General features: G+C 73.1%; 16 protein-coding genes. 7 read left to right on the top strand and 9 right to left on the bottom strand.

All coding sequences use genetic code 11. The features are described from left to right. Nucleotides 1–103 precede the first annotated feature (103 nt). Complete coding sequence (locus HA039_RS19220; RefSeq protein ID WP_167031360.1) at nt 104–2,260, top strand: restriction endonuclease; 2,157 nt, start codon at nt 104–106, stop codon at nt 2,258–2,260. A gap of 49 nt (nt 2,261–2,309) precedes the next feature. Here the strand turns inward: HA039_RS19220 and HA039_RS19225 are convergent, their stop codons facing one another. Then, nucleotides 2,310–3,746 carry an NAD(P)/FAD-dependent oxidoreductase gene (locus HA039_RS19225; RefSeq protein WP_167031363.1) on the bottom strand — a complete coding sequence of 479 codons (1,437 nt, stop codon included), beginning with the start codon at nt 3,744–3,746 and terminating at the stop codon, nt 2,310–2,312. Nucleotides 3,747–3,888: 142 nt separating this feature from the next. Here HA039_RS19225 and HA039_RS19230 point away from each other — a divergent pair, with 142 nt between their 5' ends. The 3 genes from HA039_RS19230 to HA039_RS19240 all read left to right on the top strand — a co-directional run bounded on the left by HA039_RS19230 (nt 3,889) and on the right by HA039_RS19240 (nt 5,928). Continuing rightward, complete coding sequence (locus HA039_RS19230) at nt 3,889–4,782, top strand: aminoglycoside phosphotransferase family protein (RefSeq protein WP_167031368.1); 894 nt, start codon at nt 3,889–3,891, stop codon at nt 4,780–4,782. A gap of 67 nt (nt 4,783–4,849) precedes the next feature. Beyond that, nucleotides 4,850–5,326 carry a GNAT family N-acetyltransferase gene (locus tag HA039_RS19235; protein ID WP_167031371.1) on the top strand — a complete coding sequence of 159 codons (477 nt, stop codon included), beginning with the start codon at nt 4,850–4,852 and terminating at the stop codon, nt 5,324–5,326. A 17-nt stretch (nt 5,327–5,343) separates the two neighbouring features. Next, nucleotides 5,344–5,928, top strand: coding sequence for a hypothetical protein (locus tag HA039_RS19240; RefSeq protein ID WP_167037125.1), 585 nt, complete (start codon nt 5,344–5,346; stop codon nt 5,926–5,928). Nucleotides 5,929–5,948: 20 nt separating this feature from the next. On the opposite strand, the gene HA039_RS19245 is transcribed toward HA039_RS19240, so the two are convergent. The 4 genes from HA039_RS19245 to HA039_RS19260 form a co-directional block, all read right to left on the bottom strand. Next, the gene (locus HA039_RS19245) at nt 5,949–6,533 is read right to left on the bottom strand and encodes a Uma2 family endonuclease (RefSeq protein WP_167031374.1); all 585 of its coding nucleotides are present in this window, start codon (nt 6,531–6,533) and stop codon (nt 5,949–5,951) included. A 78-nt stretch (nt 6,534–6,611) separates the two neighbouring features. Continuing rightward, on the bottom strand, nt 6,612–8,309 hold the full coding sequence (locus tag HA039_RS19250; protein WP_167031377.1) for an MFS transporter: 1,698 nt from the start codon (nt 8,307–8,309) through the stop codon (nt 6,612–6,614). A 198-nt stretch (nt 8,310–8,507) separates the two neighbouring features. Continuing rightward, nucleotides 8,508–9,506 carry a zinc-binding dehydrogenase gene (locus tag HA039_RS19255; RefSeq protein ID WP_167031380.1) on the bottom strand — a complete coding sequence of 333 codons (999 nt, stop codon included), beginning with the start codon at nt 9,504–9,506 and terminating at the stop codon, nt 8,508–8,510. A 64-nt stretch (nt 9,507–9,570) separates the two neighbouring features. Next, nucleotides 9,571–10,776: an NAD(P)-binding protein gene (locus tag HA039_RS19260; RefSeq protein WP_167031383.1), complete on the bottom strand. Its 1,206-nt coding sequence runs from the start codon at nt 10,774–10,776 to the stop codon at nt 9,571–9,573. Between the two features lie 119 nt (nt 10,777–10,895). Here HA039_RS19260 and HA039_RS19265 point away from each other — a divergent pair, with 119 nt between their 5' ends. After that, complete coding sequence (locus HA039_RS19265; protein WP_167031386.1) at nt 10,896–11,606, top strand: pentapeptide repeat-containing protein; 711 nt, start codon at nt 10,896–10,898, stop codon at nt 11,604–11,606. A gap of 299 nt (nt 11,607–11,905) precedes the next feature. Here the strand turns inward: HA039_RS19265 and HA039_RS19270 are convergent, their stop codons facing one another. Next, the gene (locus HA039_RS19270) at nt 11,906–12,403 is read right to left on the bottom strand and encodes a hypothetical protein (protein WP_167031389.1); all 498 of its coding nucleotides are present in this window, start codon (nt 12,401–12,403) and stop codon (nt 11,906–11,908) included. A 104-nt stretch (nt 12,404–12,507) separates the two neighbouring features. On the opposite strand from HA039_RS19270, the gene HA039_RS19275 reads away from it, so the two are divergent. Beyond that, nucleotides 12,508–13,905 (top strand): M1 family metallopeptidase, encoded by a 1,398-nt coding sequence (locus HA039_RS19275; protein WP_167031391.1) that lies wholly within the window; start codon nt 12,508–12,510, stop codon nt 13,903–13,905. 26 nt (nt 13,906–13,931) lie between these two features. Here HA039_RS19275 and HA039_RS19280 read toward each other — a convergent pair whose 3' ends face one another. Continuing rightward, nucleotides 13,932–14,465, bottom strand: coding sequence for a GNAT family N-acetyltransferase (locus HA039_RS19280; protein WP_167031394.1), 534 nt, complete (start codon nt 14,463–14,465; stop codon nt 13,932–13,934). A 157-nt stretch (nt 14,466–14,622) separates the two neighbouring features. Beyond that, nucleotides 14,623–15,198, bottom strand: coding sequence for a TerD family protein (locus tag HA039_RS19285; RefSeq protein ID WP_161306784.1), 576 nt, complete (start codon nt 15,196–15,198; stop codon nt 14,623–14,625). Between the two features lie 220 nt (nt 15,199–15,418). Between HA039_RS19285 and arfB the strand changes: the two genes are divergently transcribed. Beyond that, nucleotides 15,419–15,850 (top strand): alternative ribosome rescue aminoacyl-tRNA hydrolase ArfB, encoded by a 432-nt coding sequence (arfB, locus tag HA039_RS19290; RefSeq protein WP_167031397.1) that lies wholly within the window; start codon nt 15,419–15,421, stop codon nt 15,848–15,850. A gap of 45 nt (nt 15,851–15,895) precedes the next feature. Here arfB and HA039_RS19295 read toward each other — a convergent pair whose 3' ends face one another. Beyond that, nucleotides 15,896–16,489 carry a flavin reductase family protein gene (locus tag HA039_RS19295; protein WP_167031400.1) on the bottom strand — a complete coding sequence of 198 codons (594 nt, stop codon included), beginning with the start codon at nt 16,487–16,489 and terminating at the stop codon, nt 15,896–15,898. Nucleotides 16,490–16,797: the final 308 nt, after the last annotated feature.

Below are 16,797 nucleotides of genomic sequence, written 5' to 3' on the forward strand. Positions count from 1 at the left end.
GGGCGTGGGTCCTGAGGCCGCCGGGTCCGGGAGACTGGTCCTTTCTGGGCGTTTGCGGGCGGGGTCCGGGGACGGGCGGCCCCGTGGGGAGGGGTGTGACCGTATGAGTCGTCGTTCCAGCGGGCTGATCGGGGTCTGGGCCGAGGCGCAGCGGCAGCAACAGAGGCAGCGGGAGGCGCAGGAGCGGGCGGCGTTCCGGCAGCAGCGGGACACGGAGCGGCAGCAGCGGGCGTACGCGCGCGAGGTGGCGCGGTACGGCCGGGAGCAGCAGGCGGAGTACCGGCGGCAGCGGGAGGCGGAGGCGCGGCGCCGTACGGAGGAACTCGACGCGCGGGTCGCGGTGTTGGAGGGCCTGCTCGCGGCCGGGTGCCGGGCGCCGGCGTTCCGTACGTCAGCGCTGGCCCGGGTGGAGGAGATCGAGCCGTTCGCGCCGGGGCAGTTGGCGTATCCGGTGCCGCTGCCTGACCCGGCGCGCTACCAGCCGCAGGCCGGCGGCTGGACGGCCGGGCGGCGGGCGGCGGCGCAGCAGGAGGCGCAGGCCAGGTACGCCCAGGACCTGCACGCGGCGCAGCTGGCGGAGGGGCGGCGGCAGGAGCAACTGGCCTCCTACCGGCGGCAGTACGACGCGTGGGCGCAGGGCAGGCTGGCGGAGGTGCGGGCGCACAACGCGGGGGTCGCGGCGACGGTGGAGGCGTTGCGGACGGGGGATCCGGAGACGGTGGTCGAGTACTTCTCGGCGGCGCTCTACGCCTCCACGGGCTGGCCGGAGGACTTCCCGCGCCAGGTGTCGGCGGCCTTCGACCGCGGGGCGGGGCAGTTGGTGCTCGACTGGGAGCTGCCGGGGTACGCGGTGGTGCCCGAGGTGAAGGCGGTGCGGTTCGCGCCGAGCCTGGACCAGGACAAGGAGTCGGCCAGGCCGGTGACGCAGCGACGGGCGCTGTACCGGGCGGTGTTGGCGCAGTGTGTGCTGCTGGTGCTGCGCGATCTGTTCGCGGCGGACGAGTTCCGTACGGTGCGTTTGGTCGCGCTGAACGGGTTCGTGGACGACTTCGATCCGGCGACCGGGCAGCGGGCGCGGGTGTGCCTGGCGTCGGTGCTGGCCGAGCGGGACGCGTTCGACGGGTTGAACCTGGAGCTGGTCAGCGCGGTGGACTGCCTGACGGAGGGGCTGCGGGGGCAGTTGTCGGCGCGGCCCGACCAGCGGGCGGCGGTACGGCCGGTGCGGCGGCCCGACGAGGTGGGCTCGGGGGTGGTGTCCCACGGGGGCGGTGAGGAGCCGGATCTGCTCGCGATGGATCCGGTGGAGTTCGAGGGTCTGGTCGCGGAGTTGTTCCGGGCGCGCGGGATGCGGGCGGTGATGACGCAGCGCTCGAACGACGGCGGGGTGGACGTGGACGCCCTGGACCCGGACCCGATCAGCGGCGGGAAGATCATCGTGCAGGTGAAGCGGTATCGGGGGACGGTGTCACCGAGCGCGGTACGCGACCTGTACGGCACGGTGCAGGGCGCGGGGGCCAACAAGGGCGTGCTGGTGACGACTTCGGGCTTCGGGCCGGGGTCGTACACCTTCGCCAACGGGAAGCCGCTGACGCTGATCTCGGGCACGGAGCTGGTGGACCTGCTCCACCAGCACGGGCTGCGGGGGCGGTTGGGGGACGGGGGGACCGGTGCGGGCGTCGGGAGCGGTTCGGGTGGGGGGTCCGGTGCGGGAGGCGCCCCGGCCGCGTCCGCCACCACCGCGCCGCCGCCGGACAACACCGGGACCCCCGGCGCCGACGACTTCAACACGCTGGGCATGACCTGGGCGGGGACGGTGGCGCTGGACGTGTGCGCGCTGGTGTGCCGGGGGAGCCGTGTCCTGAGCGACGACCACTTCGTCTTCTTCAACAACGAGCGGACACCGGACGGTTCGGTGCGGATGGTCCCCGCGGCGGCCGGCGACCGGGCCGCGATACGGGTGGCGTTCGACGCCCTCCCGGCGGCCGCGGACCGGCTGGTGATGGTCGCGGCGGTCGACCCGGTGGTGAACCCGGAGGCGGACCTGTCGGGCTTCACCGAGGCCGGTATCCGGCTGCGGGACCGGGCGGGCGCGGAGCTGGACCGCCTGGACGTCTCGGACGGCCGCCCCGGGGAGACGGCGCTGGTCCTGGGCTCGTTCCGCCGACGCGCGGGCGGCGACTGGGACTTCGTACCGGGCGGGAAGGGGTACCGGGACGGACTGGGCGGCCTGGTGGGGGACTTCGGGATCGAGACGGAGTAGCGGGGGCGCGTCTCCGGTGGGGGCGGGTGCCCCACCGGAGACGGCCGCCTCACCGCCCCGACAACCGGTCCGCGACCCGGGCGATCCGGTCGGTGGCCGCGCTGCGCGCCGTCGACTCCCGGCGGTCCGCCGTGCGGTACGCCGCGTACATGCCGTGGACCCCCAGCCACCGGAACGGCTCCGGTTCCCACGCGCGGACCTTGTGGTTCACCCAGGGCAGGGTGGTCAGTTCGGTCGCGCCCGCCTGGCCCGAGTCCTGCTGGACCAGGTCCCGCAGGGTGCGCGCCGCGAGGTTGGCGGTGGCGACGCCCGAGCCGACGTACCCGCCCGCCCAGCCGAGACCGGTCGTACGGTCCAGCGTGACGGTCGCGCACCAGTCGCGCGGTACGCCGAGGACGCCCGACCAGGCGTGGTCGACGTGGACACCGGCGGTCGTCGGGAAGAAGCGGACCAGGATCTCGCGCAGTGCCTCGACCGTCGCGGGCTGCGTACGGCCGTCGTTGTCGGTCCTGGAGCCGTAGCGGTACGGGTGCCCCCGGCCGCCGAGCGCGATGCGGCCGTCCGCCGTGCGCTGCGCGTACATGTACGCGTGCGCCATGTCGCCCAGCGTCTCGCGGCCCTCCCAGCCGATGGTGGCCCAGACCTCGTCGGACAGCGGCTCGGTCACGATCATGGAGGAGTTCATGGGGAGCCAGGTGCGGCGGGAGCCCTTCAGCGCCGCCGTGAAGCCCTCGGTGCAGCGCAGGACGTACGGGGCGCGGACCGTGCCGTACGGCGTGACCGCGTGCTTCGGCCTGATCTCCGTGACGGGTGTCGACTCGTGGATCGTCACGCCGAGCGCCTCGACGGCCGCCGCGAGCCCCGTCACCAGCTTGGCGGGGTGCAGACGGGCGCCGTGCGGGGTCCAGGTGGAGCCGACGGCGCCGGTGACGCGGATCCGTTCCGCCGTCTCGCGGGCGCCGCGCAGGACGCGGTCCGTCTCGCCGAACGCGATCTCCACCGAGTGGAAGGCCTGGAGGCGGGCCAACTGGGCCGGGGTGTGGGCGACTTCGAGGACCCCGCCCTGGTGGATGTCCGCGTCGATCCGCTCCTCGTCGGCGGCGCGCACGACCTCGTCCACGGTGTCGTTCATCGCCCGCTGGAGCCGTACCGCCTGGTCGTGGCCGTGCAGGCGCGCGTAGCGGTCGCGGCCCGCGACGCCGTTGTAGAGCCAGCCGCCGTTGCGCCCGGAGGCGCCGTACCCGCAGAACTTCGCCTCCAGCACGGTGATGTTGAGGAAGGGGGCGGCCTTCTTGAGGTAGTACGCGGTCCAGAGGCCGGTGTAGCCACCGCCCACGACGCACACGTCGGCGGTCGCGTCGCCGGGCAGCGGCTCGCGGGGCGCGGGGACGCCGTCCTTCGCGTACCAGAAGGAGATGCCGCCGTTGACGGTGGAACCGTCGACCGGGGAGCCGCTGACCTCGGGACCACGCTTCGTCCTGCTCATGGAGGTGTTCATACGCCTGAGCCGGCGCCCCTGTCCATGGTCGTCCGCGCCGATTCGTCGTCCGCGCTGATCGGTCGTCCGCGCCGATCCGCTCGCGTAATGCGCTCGCGCCGCCCGTCCGCGCCGCCCTAAAGTCCCGTAGGTGATCGACATCCCGGAGGAACTGGCACGTTCGCAGGCGAAGGCCAACGGGGAGGCGGGCCGGGCGTTCGTCGCCCGGCTGCCGGATCTGGCGGCGGAGTTCCTGGAGCGGTGGGAGCTGCGGCTCGGCGGGCCCGCGATGTACGGCATGTGCGCGCTGGTGCTGCCGGTGACGCAGGCGGACGGTACGGCCGCGATGCTCAAGCTCCAGTTGCTGGACGACGAGTCCGTGGGCGAGGCGGTGGCGCTGCGGCTGTGGGAGGACGCGGGGGCGGTACGGCTGCTGCGCCACGATCCGGTGACCGGCGCGCTGCTCCTGGAGGCGCTGGACGCGACGCGGGACCTGGCGGGGGTGGAGTCGCGGGAGGCGGTACGGGTCGTCGCGGAGCTGCTGGCGCGGCTGACGGCGGTCCAGGCGCCGCCGGAGGTGCGGAGCCTCGGTGACGTCGCGGCGGGGATGCTGGAGACCGTACCGGTCCTGTCGGCGCGGCTGCCGGACGCGGCGGAGCGGGCCCTGCTGCGGGACTGCGCGGCGGCGGTGCGCGAGGTGGCGGGGGAGCCGGGGGACCGGCTGCTGCACTGGGACCTGCACTACGAGAACGTACTGGCGACCCCGCCGGGCGACCCGCGCGGGCCGTGGCTGGCGATCGACCCCAAGCCGCTGTCCGGCGACCCGGGCTTCGACCTGATGCCCGCGCTGGACAACCGCTTCGACGCGGCGGAGACGCTTTGGCGCTTCGACCTGATGACGGAGGTCCTGGGCCTGGACCGGCAGCGGGCGGCGGCCTGGACGCTGGGCCGGGTGCTCCAGAACAGCCTGTGGGACGTGGCGGACGGCGAACGGGCGCTGCACCCGGACCAGGTGTCGGTGGCCCACACCCTGCTGCGCCGCTGACCCCTGCCCCCAGAGGCAGACGGCCCCCCTGCCCCTCCCCCCGTCCCCCACCCGTCACACTGACCCCATGATTCGTACCGCCACCGCGGCCGACGTCCCGGTGATCCACACGATGGTCCAGGAACTCGCCCTCTACGAGAAGGCCCCCGACGAGGCCCGCGCCACCGAGGCCCAGTTCCACGAGGCCCTCTTCGGCGAGCACCCCACCGCGTTCGCCCACATCGCGGAAACCCCCGACGGCGAACCGGCGGGCTTCGCGCTGTGGTACGTCAGCTTCTCCACGTGGCGCGGGGTGTCCGGCATCCACCTGGAGGACCTGTACGTACGCCCCACCCACCGCGGCGCCGGCCACGGCAAGGCCCTCCTGACCGAACTGGCCCGCATCTGCACGACCCGCGGCTACGAACGCCTCGAATGGTCGGTCCTGGACTGGAACGAACCGTCCATCGCCTTCTACCGCTCCCTGGGCGCCCTCCCCCAGGACGGCTGGACCACCTTCCGCCTGACGGACGACGCCCTGTCGGCGCTGGGCACGGCGGGTTAACAGGTGAATCCGGCGTGATGGGGAAACCGGCTCGGTCGGCCTGGTGGGAGCGGCTGCCAGCCGGGATTCGCGACGAGATCGACGGATACGTGCTCCGGGACGCCATGCTCGCCGCGATCCGTGTTGTCGTGGACGTCGGTCGTGTCGGTGACGGCGTGGGGGTCGGCGAGGCGCAGCTCATTGTCGGTGACCGCTACGCGTACCACGGTGCCCGGATCGCGCGTGCTCCGGAAAGCCCGCTCGACCTGGAGTCCTTGGCCCGCCGCGCCGGCGGTGCGGCCGGCCGCGTAGTGGCGATCGAAGCGGTGTGGGACGGCGACACCGTCCACGACTGGTTCGTGAGACTCCTGGCCGTCACGGCCGACCCGGCCGACCCGGCCGGAGAGCACACACTGGCCATCATTTACGCGCACACGGCCGGACGGCATCTCGATCGCGGCGAAGGCGAGGACAGCGGCCCGCGCCGCCCGCGCCGGGAAGCGACGGCTGCCGAAACGGCCGGCGGCGCTCTGGCTGCCCACCTCTCCGTCCCCTTCCATTTCGCGAGTCCGGACACACCCGACGACGAAGCCCCGCGCTGGGAACGGCCGTCGGCCGGTTGATCGACGCTTACGCGTGACTTTCAGGTGCGGCGGGGGGCTGGGGTGAGTTTGGAGAGGTCCAGGGTGACTTCGAAGGGCAGTGTCAGGTGGAGTGAGTCCCTGAAGATCGCTACGGGTACGTAGGTAGCGGTCGGCTCGTCGAGTTCGTAGACGTGGACCACCGGAGATCCGTCCTCGTCCTCGACGCACCAGTAATGGGGGATGCCGGCCTTCGCGTACTTGAGGAGCTTCACCGTGCGGTCCCGGTGGGCGGACTCGGGGGAGACGACCTCGATGACAAGGCGTACCTCGTCGGGTGAGAACCAGGTTCGGTCGCGGTCGTAGGCGGCACTGGTCACCAACAAGTCCGGCTCGGGCCGGTTTCGCTGATCGAGCTTGATGGTCATCTCGCGGCCGACTTCGGTGTCGGCGGGCACCTGCTCCATCAGGGCGACGGTGAGCATGGTGATGAGGTGACCGTGCCACCACCTCTGCGGCCACAGCACGAACACGAGTGCTCCGTCGATCAGCTCGGTGTGGCGGGGGGCCTCGGGGAGGTGGTCCAGATCTTCCGCGTACCAGCCCTCCGGGCGTGGCGGGCGCATCCAGTCGGGTAGTGCGGTCATGGGACAAAGCTAGGGATTTCGCCGGTCGGGGGGAGGCCGTCGCTCGGGGAGTCCTCCTTCGGGGTGACCGGCTCACGACTAGACCGCCGCGCCCGGGGCGTCCGACGCGTTGGACGCGCCTTGGGAGCGGGGGGACTTGGCGTTGATCAGGATCGCGCCGATGATCGCCGCCGCCAGCAGGATGATCGCCGCCCAGGCGATGGCCACCGTGAAGCCGTGGACCGTGCCCGTGTTCACGATGTTCGCCCGCTCCGCCGGGGTCAGGCCGCCCTCGCGGGCCGCCGCGGCGAGGTGTGCGGTCAGGTACGTGGTCGTGCTGGTCGCCGCGATCGTGTTCAGCAGCGACGTACCGATCGAACCACCCACCTGCTGCGCCGTGTTGACCGTCGCCGACGTGACGCCGGAGTCGCTCTGCGCGACCCCCGAGGTGGCCGTCGAGATGACCGGCAGGAACGTCAGGCCCAGTCCGAAGCCCAGCAGGATGGTGCCCGGCAGGATGTGCGCGGGATAGCTGGAGTGGGTGTCGATGAAGGTCAGGGAGTACATCCCGCCCGCGCTCAGCAGCAGCCCCGGGACCACGAGCAGGCGCGGCGCCACGAGGGGGAGCAGCCGGGCGGAGATCTGCGTCGAGCCGATGATGATGCCCGCGGACAGCGGCAGGAAGGCCAGGCCGGCCTTGATCGGCGAGTACCCGAGGATGTTCTGGAGGAAGAACGTCAGGAACAGGAACGCGCCGAACAGCCCGATCGTCGTCAGCGCCATCACCAGCACCGAGCCGCCCCGGTTGCGCTCCTTGATGATGTGCAGCGGCAGCAGCGGCGCCGGGGACCTGGTCTGCCACCACGTGAACGCGGCGAGGAGCGCCACGCCCACGCTCAGCACCGACAGCACCTCCGTGGACGTCCACCCGTCCGACTCGGCCTGGCTGAACCCGTACACGATCGCCACGAGCCCGCCGCAGCCGAGGATGACCCCGGGAATGTCCAGGTGCGCGTTCCTGGTGCCCTCACGGTCCTTGAGCAGGATGAACGCGCCGATGACGGCGAGGAGGGCGATGGGGACGTTCACGTACAGGCACCAGCGCCAGCTGAGCCATTCGGTGAGGATGCCGCCGAGCAGCAGCCCGATCGCGGAGCCGCCGCCCGCGATGGCGCTGAAGATGCCGAAGGCCTGGGCGCGTTCCTTGCCCGTGGGGAAGGTCGTGGTGAGCAGGGACAGCGCGGACGGCGCCAGGAGGGCGGCGAAGATGCCTTGGAGCGCGCGGGAGAGGAAGAGCATCTCCTGCCCGGTGGAGGCGCCACCGATCGCGGAGGAGCCGGCGAAGCCGATGAGGCCGATGATGAACGTGCGCTTGCGGCCGACGAGGTCGGCGACCCGGCCGCCCAGGAGCAGCAGACCACCGAAGGCCAGGGTGTACGCGGTGATCACCCACTGGCGGTTCCCGTTGCTGATGTGCAGCGCGCGCTGGGCGGAGGGGAGCGCGATGTTCACGATCGTCGCGTCGAGCACCACCATGAGCTGCGCGGTCGCGATGACGGCCAGGGCCCACCAGCGGCGCGGATCGGGCTCGTCCGCGGGGACGGGTGTGGCGCCGGGGTCCGTGGGGCCGGGGTCGGAGGGGGCGGGGTCTGAGGGAGCGGGGTCCTTGGCGCCGGGGTCGGCGTTGGTGGGGTTCGAGGAGCCGGTCCCCGCGTCGCCCGGTCGGCCGCTCGGCGAGTCGCTCGGTGAGTTGCTCGACGAGTCGCTCGGGGGACCTGGGGTCGACTGATCGCTCATCGAGATCTTCCTTCGCAGTGGACCTCTGCTGCCATGGGTCAGCTCAGAACACCACGAAACGGGTGGTTTCGCCCCTTGGTGGGAGAGGGGGGCGCGTACCGGCAGGGGCTCGCGTACCGGCGCCGGACCCCTGTACCGGCGCCGGTACGCGCTTCGCGGGCCCGGGCGCCGTGGAGGGTGGCGCCCGGACACCGGGCTCTACGGCTCCAGTACGACCTTCCCCATGGTCGCCCTGGTCTCCAGCGCGCGGTGCGCCGCGGCCGCTTCGGCGAGCGGGAAGCGCTGTACGGCGGGGCGCAGCCGGGCGGCGGCGGCCTCCGCCATCGCACGCTCCTCCAGGACCCGTACGTCCCCGCCAGCCTTGTTCAGCATCGCCGGGCCGAGGACGGACTCGGAGGTGATGGACCTGGCGGCCAGTTCCTCGTCGGTGAACGTCAGCGGCGCACCGTCGTGCGGGCCCTCCCCCGACCAGCCGAAGACCACGTGCCGGCCGCCCTCGGCGAGGAGGTCGACCGCGGCGAGGGCGGTGGGGCCGCCCACGGAGTCGAAGACGACGGTGGCGCCGCGTTCGCCCAGACGGCCGCGTACCTGGTCGGGCCAGTCGGGGCGGGTGTAGTCCACGGCGAGGTCGGCGCCGTTGCCGGTGACAGCCGCGACCTTCGCCGGGCCGCCCGCGAGGCCGATCACGGTGGCGCCGAGGTTCTTCGCGTACTGGACGAGCAGCGTGCCGATGCCACCGGCCGCCGCCGTCACGACCACGACGTCGGCGGGGCCCAGGTCGGTGAACTGGACGATGCCCATCGTCGTACGGCCCGTCCCGATCATCGCGACCGCCTGCGCCGCGTCCAGGTTCTCCGGGATCTCGTGCAGCCGGGCGGCGTCCGTGACGGCCAGCTCGGCGTAGCCGCCGGGGACCATGCCGAGGTGGACGACCACGCGCCTGCCGAGCCACCCCGGGTCGACGTCCGCGCCGAGCGACTCGACCGTGCCCGCGACCTCGCGGCCCGGGATCGTGGGCAGGTCGGCGGGGGCGGGGAAGGGGCCCGGCCGGCCCTGGCGCAGGGCCGTGTCCAGCAGGTGCACCCCGGCGGCGGCGACGGCGATCCGCACCTGGCCGGGGCCGGGGAGGGGGTCGTCGACGGTCTCGTACGTGAGGTTCTCGGCCGGGCCGAAGGCATGGAGGCGGACGGCGTGCATGGCGGACTCCCTGAGGCTGAGGCCGGCCGGGGGACGGCCGGTCCGGTACGGCCACCCTCGGACGTCAAGCGCGCTTGAGGTCAAGGCCGGGGCCGGCGGGCGGCGCCGACAGCCGGTCGGTTCGGCCGAGGGCCAGGGACGCTGCCGTGATTCCGCTGTTGAACGACACCTCCGACAGCACGCCCGGCGCCGCCACCTGGTCGCCCGACAGGTAGACCCCGTTGCCGCGGTCGATGCGCGGGCGGTCGCGCCACGTCGTGCCCGGGAGGTCCACGGCGCCCGTGCGGCCGGTCGCCAGGGAGTCGCGGCGCCAGGTGACCCGCCCGCGCCAGCCGGGGAACCCCAGGTCGAGCAGCCGCTCCGCGCGCGCCGTCCCCTCGGCCCTGGACGCGCCGGGCCCGACCGGGAACTGCCCCTGGAGCAACTGCTCACCGGCCGGCGCCAGGGACGGGTCCTGCGCGGTGAAGCGTTCGAGCCAGGCGGGGGCGTCCAGGCCGGACACGATGTACGGGTCGCCCCGGCGCGTACGCAGCGCGAGGTCCAGCAGGACCGTACGGCCGCCGGTCCACCGCAGGCTCTCGTCCCCGAGCAGCCGGCGGGCGGCGTCCAAGGAGGTGGCCACGATGACCGGCCCGTCCTCGGGCAGGGCGTCGACCCGGGCGGCGGTCTCGATCCGTACCCCCAGGTTCCAGGCGCGCGCCGCCATCCGGTCGATGACCTGGCCCCAGCCGCCGACGGGGAAACGGGCCTCCGGCGGTACGGCGGCGGCCCGGCGCAGCCGCTCCTGGACGAACGCGGCGGACAGCGAGCCGGGATCGTGGTGGAAGAGCGCGACGGCCGAGTAGTGCGCGGCGGCGCGCGCCGCCTCCGGGCCCGCGACGGAGGTCGCCCAGGTCAGGAAGTCGACGTCCACCGGAACGTGCCGCGTCCTACGGAGGGCGAGCTTGAGCAGGCCGGGGGGCGGGGTCCTGCGCAGGGCGCCGCCGCGGTGGAAGAAGAACCGGGAGCCCTCGCGCAGCGGCGGCAGGCCGACGGCCGGGCCGAGCAGGCCGCGCTGCTCCAGCCACGTCCGGTGCGGTCCGCGCCGGTACAGCGCGTGCGGCCCGTCGTTGGTGAGGTAGCGGCCCTCGGCGGTACGGGCGCGCCCGCCCAGGGTGTGGTGGGCCTCGTGGAGGGTCACGCGGGCGCCCGATTCGGCGGCGGTGATGGCGGCGGTCAGTCCGGCGAAACCGCCTCCGACGACGGTGATGCGGTCAGTGCTGCGATCCATGGCTGCTGCTCCCCGTACTCCGGCGGACGCGTCTTCGTGCGCTTCTACGGATGTGACGGTCGCGGGCACCCGGGATGTGACATCGGGGCGTTGTCAGTGGGGTGCGCCACCATGGGGGCATGGTGCGGAACACGGCGAGGACGGCGAAGCCGGCGCGGGCGAAGAAGAGCGGACCGGTGGTGAGGCGCCCGGAGGTACGGCTGCCGCCGCTGGAGCCGTACGACCCGGAGGGCGGCGGCCTGGAGCCGGACGGGGACTACGACGGGCTGGAGTTCAAGGAGGTCGACCTGGCGGGGCAGGAGGGGGCGGGCTCGCGGTTCATGGACTGCGCGCTGCGGGAGTGCGGCCTGGACGGGACGGAGCTGGCCCGCGCGCGGTTCATCGACTCGGTGCTGAGCGGGGTACGGGGGGTGGGGACGGACCTGTCGGGGGCGTCGCTGCGGGACGTGGAGGTGCTGGACGCGCGCCTGGGCGGGACGCAGCTGCACGGCGCGGTGCTGGAGCGGGTGCTGTTCCGGGGAGGGAAGATCGACTACCTGAACCTGCGCAACGCCCGGCTCAAGGACGTCGTGTTCGAGGGCTGCTTCCTGTCGGAGGCGGACTTCGGGGGAGCGGTGCTGGAGCGGGTCGAGTTCCGGGACTGCGTGCTGCGGCGGGCGGACCTGAGCGGGGTCCGGATGACGGACGTCGACCTGCGGACGGTCGCGGAGCTGGACATCGCGCGGGGGCTGGACCGGCTGGCGGGGGCGGTGATCAGCTCGGCGCAACTGCTCCACCTGGCCCCGGCGTTCGCGGCGCAGATCGGGGTGCGCGTGGAGGACATGCCGTAGCGGCGAGGCGCGGCCCCGGGAAGCCCGGGACACTACGAAGGCCCCGACCCGGGGGGAGGAGTCGGAGCCTTCGGTGTGCGCCCGGGGCAGGGCCTTGAGGTGGGGGGAGGAAGCGGTTGCCTGCTTCCCGGCCGATGCCCCGGCACTCATCGTGTGCCCGACGCGGCGGGATGTACGCCTGCGGATCGGCGAAACGATGGGTGGGCTGTGTGATCGCTGTGTTGGGAAGCTGTGACGCCCCAGGTCAGCGCCGGTCAGCGCCGGTCACGCCCCGCGGAGCCGGTCAGGCGCCGCCCGCATCAGATGCGGGGGAACCGCGCCTGGAGGTCCCAGACGATCGGGTTGTCGGCCAGGCCCTCGTGCAGGTCGGCGAGGTCCGCGATCAGATCGTGCAGGAAGTCCCGGGCCTCCCGGCGCAACAGCCGGTGCCCGAACGTCAGCGGGGGCTCGTCGCCCGGCATCCAGTCGGCCTCGACGTCGACCCACCCGAACCGCCGGGCGAACAGCATGCGGTCCGCCGACTCGGTGAAGTCCAGCTCGGCGTACTGCGGCTTCGCCGCCCGCGCCCCGCGCGGATCGAGGTCGAGCTGCTCGACGATGTCGCACAGCGCCCACGCGAAGTCCAGCACCGGCACCCACCCCCAGGCCGTGGACACCTCCCGGTCCGCCTTGGTGTCGGCGAGGTAGACGTCCCCGCAGAACAGGTCGTGCCGCAGCGACCGCACGTCCGCCCTGCGGTAGTCGGTCTGCGGAGGGTCGGGAAAGCGCCGGGAGAGGGAGTAACCGATGTCGAGCACGCGCCCGATGGTGTCACGCCCGTTCCCCCACCCGGCCCCGGGAGCCGGGGGTGCGGCCGCGGGCCGATCCGCGACGATCCGCCGGACACTCCTAGCATCGGCGGATGCGGCGGTATGGGGTGGTCTCGGTGGCTCTGGTCGGGACGGTCGGGGTGGTCGGGGTGGTGGGGGCCGTTGCCGGGTGCGGTGGGGGGAGCGGGGGTGCGGGGCGGGACACCGCCGGGAGTGCCGGGGTCGGGGATCCGTACTTTCCCGGGCTCGGGAACGGGGGGTACGACGTCTCGCACTACGGCCTGACCCTCGACTACACGCCCGCCGGCCGCCACCTCGACGGCACCGCCGTGATCACCGCGCGCGCCACCCAGGACCTCACCTCGTTCCACCTCGACCTCGCGGGCATGGACGTCGCGTCCGTGACCGTCGACGGGCGCCGGGCCCGGGTCGGGCGGGCCGGTACGGAGCTGGTTGTGCGGCCGCGCGAGGAGTTGGGGCGGGGGGACACCTTCCGTACCGTCGTCAGGTACTCCGGCGTCCCGCGCCGCGTCACCGACCCCGACGGGTCCGCCGAGGGCTGGCTCGGGTCCGGGCCGCGGGTGGTCGCGCTGGGCGAGCCGACCGGGTCCATGGCGTGGTTCCCCGGCAACCACCACCCCTCCGACAAGGCGTCGTACGACATCGACATCACCGTGCCCGCCGGCACCGAGGCCGTCTCCAACGGTGAACTCGCCAGCAGGCGGACGAGCGGCGGCAGGACCACGTTCCGCTGGCGCACCGCCGAGCCGATGGCCGGTTACCTCGCCACCCTCGCCATCGGGCCGTACCGCGTGCACGAGGTGAAGGGGCCTCTCCCGCTCTACACCGCCGTCGATCCGGCCGCCGGGCGGGACGGGGCGGACCTGGTCGCCGCGCTGCCCGGGATCCTGACGTGGGAGGAGAAGGTCTTCGGCCCGTACCCCTTCTCCTCCGCCGGTGTGATCATCGGGCGCAAGGCCGACGCCGGGTACGCCCTGGAGACCCAGAACCGCCCCTTCCTCCCCGGCCCGACCGACGTCGGCACGCTGGTGCACGAACTGGCCCACCAGTGGTTCGGCGACTCCGTCACCCCCGAGTCCTGGCGGGACATGTGGCTCAACGAGGGCTTCGCGACCTACACGGAGTGGCTGTGGGCGGCGGACCACGGGGGCGTGCCGGTGGCGGAGAGCTTCGCCGAGGCGTACGACGACGAGGAGAACTGGGCGTTCCCGCCCGCCGATCCGCCCACCGCCGCCGACATCTCCGAGCCGCCGGTGTACGGGCGTGGCGCGATGGTCCTCCAGCGGGTACGGGACGCCGTGGGCGACGCCACGTTCTTCCGGATCGTGCGGGGCTGGGCGCGGACGCACCGTCACGGCAACGCCTCCACGGCCGACTTCACGGCGTATGTGGAGAAGGAGTCGGGGGGCCGGGATCTGTCGGAGATCTGGGACGGCTGGTTGTACGGGGACGGTAAGCCCCGCTTGTAGCCGGTGGACGGCGCGCGGGGCGTCCCTTACAGGGGCTTGCGGAGGAGTCGGCACGGATGGCCGCGTCGCCGGTCCGGGCGGCGGCCCGTCTCCTCGTACCCGAGTGCCGTCCAGAAGGCGACGGCCCCGGTGTTGGCCTCCGCGACGGAGAGCCCGACGCCCGCGTGCCCGGCCGCGCGGAACCGGTCCTCGACGCGACCGGCCAGCTCCCGTCCGTACCCGGAGCGGCGCTCGCGCCCGTGCACCATCAGCAGGGCGATCCAGGGGGCGGGGGTGGGGGAGGTGGCGGAGGTGGACGGCCGGTCCGGGTCGTGGGCCAGGGTCACCGCGACCGCCACGAGCCGACCCGCCGACCGGGCCAGCAGCACCTCCGCGTCCGGGTGCGCCAGATCGTCGGCCAGGGAGACGGCGACGTCCTCGGGCCGGATACGCGCCGGGTCCGGGAAGTCCCCGCCGAGCTGCTGGAAGGCGCGGTCGGAGGCGTAGAACCCGGCCAGCTCCGTGAGCAGTTCACCGGGCAGGCCGCGCGCCTCACCGGCCGTCACCACGTCGACGATCATGCGATGCACGCTACCGGCGGGCGCCGGCCCGGGGCCGTACGGACGCACCACCGCCACGGAGCCGTACGGACGCACGGGCGGGACGAGCACGCGCCTCAACGCCGGTGGGCCCCCGGCCGAAGCCGGGGGCCCACCGGGGCGTGACAGGGAGGACGGGTCAGAGGTTGACGCCGAAGTCCGTCGCGATGCCGACGAGGCCCGAGGCGTACCCCTGGCCCACCGCGCGGAACTTCCACTCCGCGCCGTTGCGGTACAGCTCGCCGAAGACCATCGCGGTCTCGGTGGCGGCGTCCTCGCTCAGGTCGTAGCGCGCGAGCTCCGCGCCGCCGGCCTGGTTGACGATGCGGATGTACGCGTTCCGCACCTGGCCGAAGTTCTGGCTACGGGTCTCCGCGTCGTAGATGGAGACCGGGAAGACGATCTTGTCGACCTCGGCGGGCAGGCCCGCGAGGTTCACGTTGATCGCCTCGTCGTCGCCGTCGCCCTCGCCCGTGCGGTTGTCACCCGTGTGGACGATCGTCTGGTCCGGCGTCGACTTGTTGTTGAAGAAGACGAAGTGGCCGTCGGAGACGACCTTCCCGGCCGCGGTGACGGCGATCGCCGAGGCGTCGAGGTCGAAGTCGGTGCCGGTGGTGGTACGGACGTCCCAGCCGAGGCCGACGGTGACAGCGGTCAGGCCCGGTGCCTCCTTGGTGAGCGAGACGTTGCCGCCCTTGGACAGGCTTACAGCCATGGGATGTCCCTTTCGTTGTCGTGTGCGGGCTTCGAGCTGTCCCGAAGCTACCGTCACCCCGCATAACGCAGGCAGAGGACCGGGAGGTTCCACACCTCTTTACTTTCTTTACCCGAAAGGGCGTCCGGGGGGTGTCCGCCCGGGCTCCGGGGGGTCCGCCGCCCGTACCCGCGGCGAAAAGAGGGTGACGGAAGGGCCGCGTTCACGGGACCATGGGGGCATGTCCGGGCCCTCGCACGTCATCCGCGGTTCGGTCTCCCTGCCGGAGGCCGAGCTCATGTGGCGTTTCTCGCGCTCCTCGGGCCCCGGCGGCCAGCACGTGAACACCAGCGACTCCCAGGTGGAGCTGCGCTTCGACCTCGCGAAGACGGAGGCGCTGCCGCCGGTGTGGAAGGAACGGGCGCTGGAGCGGCTGGAGAACCGGCTGGTCAACGGTGTGATCACCGTCCGCTCCTCGGAGCACCGCTCGCAGTGGCGCAACCGCGAGACGGCGGCCGTCCGGCTCACGGCGCTGCTGGCCGAGGCGACGGCGCCGCCGCCCCGGGCGCGCCGCAAGGGCAAGATCCCGCGCGGGCTCAACGAGCGCCGGCTCCGGGAGAAGAAGCAGCGGGCGGAGACCAAGCGCGGCCGTACGGGCCGCGACTGGACCTGACCCCGGGCCTGACGTCCGGCCCCGGCCTGACGTCCAGCCCCGTCCTCACCCCTTCCCCAGCGTCCGGTACCTCCCCTGGAAGTACGTCAGCGGCCCGCCCTCCACGCTCGGCAGCTCCGCCGTCAGCACCCGCCCGATCACCAGCGTGTGGTCCCCCGCCACCACCCGTTGCTCCGTACGGCACTCCAGCACCGCCAGCGCCCCGCCCACCAGCGGCGCCCCGCTCACCTCGCCCCGCCGGTACGGGATGTCCTCGAACAGCAGCCGGTCGCTGATCCGCCCCTTCATCGCGAAGCGGCCGGCGATGTGGCGCTGGCTCTCCGTGAGAAGAGACACGCCCCACAGCGGCTGCTCGTCCAGCAAGTCGTCCATGCGCGAGCCGTTGCGCACGCTCACCAGCACCAGCGGCGGGTCCAGGGACACGGACAGGAACGCGGTCGCCGTCATCCCCGCGTCCTGGCCGCCGGGGCCGTCCGCGCTCAGTGCCTCCTCGTGGGCCGTCACCAGCACCACCCCCGCCGCCAGCCGGGACAGGGCGGCGCGGAACTCGTCGTTGCTCACCCCCTCAGGATGGGGGACGGGAACGGTCCTGGGCGCACGGGAATCGGGGCTCGTCGTGGGAGGGGTCGTCTGAGGCACGCGGAAGACGCTAATCTCTCCTCTCCCCCCGCCGCATCGGGCCAGGGGACCAGCCAGGTCCTAGGACCTGGCGCCGGAAACGCGCCGCGACCGCCGGGACACCCCCGCGATTTGCTATCAGAAAAGAACGGAGCGCCCCTACCAGGCACTCCGCCCAGTTCGTCACATGATGTGACTTGAGTCACAGTGGTCAGTATTTGTTGACCCTGTGTACCGGGTGCACAGCTCGCTGTGATTCAGTGGCTGGGGACCGTGCAACACGAGAGCCGATGAGAATCCTGGAGTTGCTGTCGAGGTCTCGGGGAGAG

This window comes from Streptomyces liangshanensis (assembly GCF_011694815.1).
GTDB classification, from domain to species: Bacteria; Actinomycetota; Actinomycetes; order Streptomycetales; family Streptomycetaceae; genus Streptomyces; species Streptomyces liangshanensis.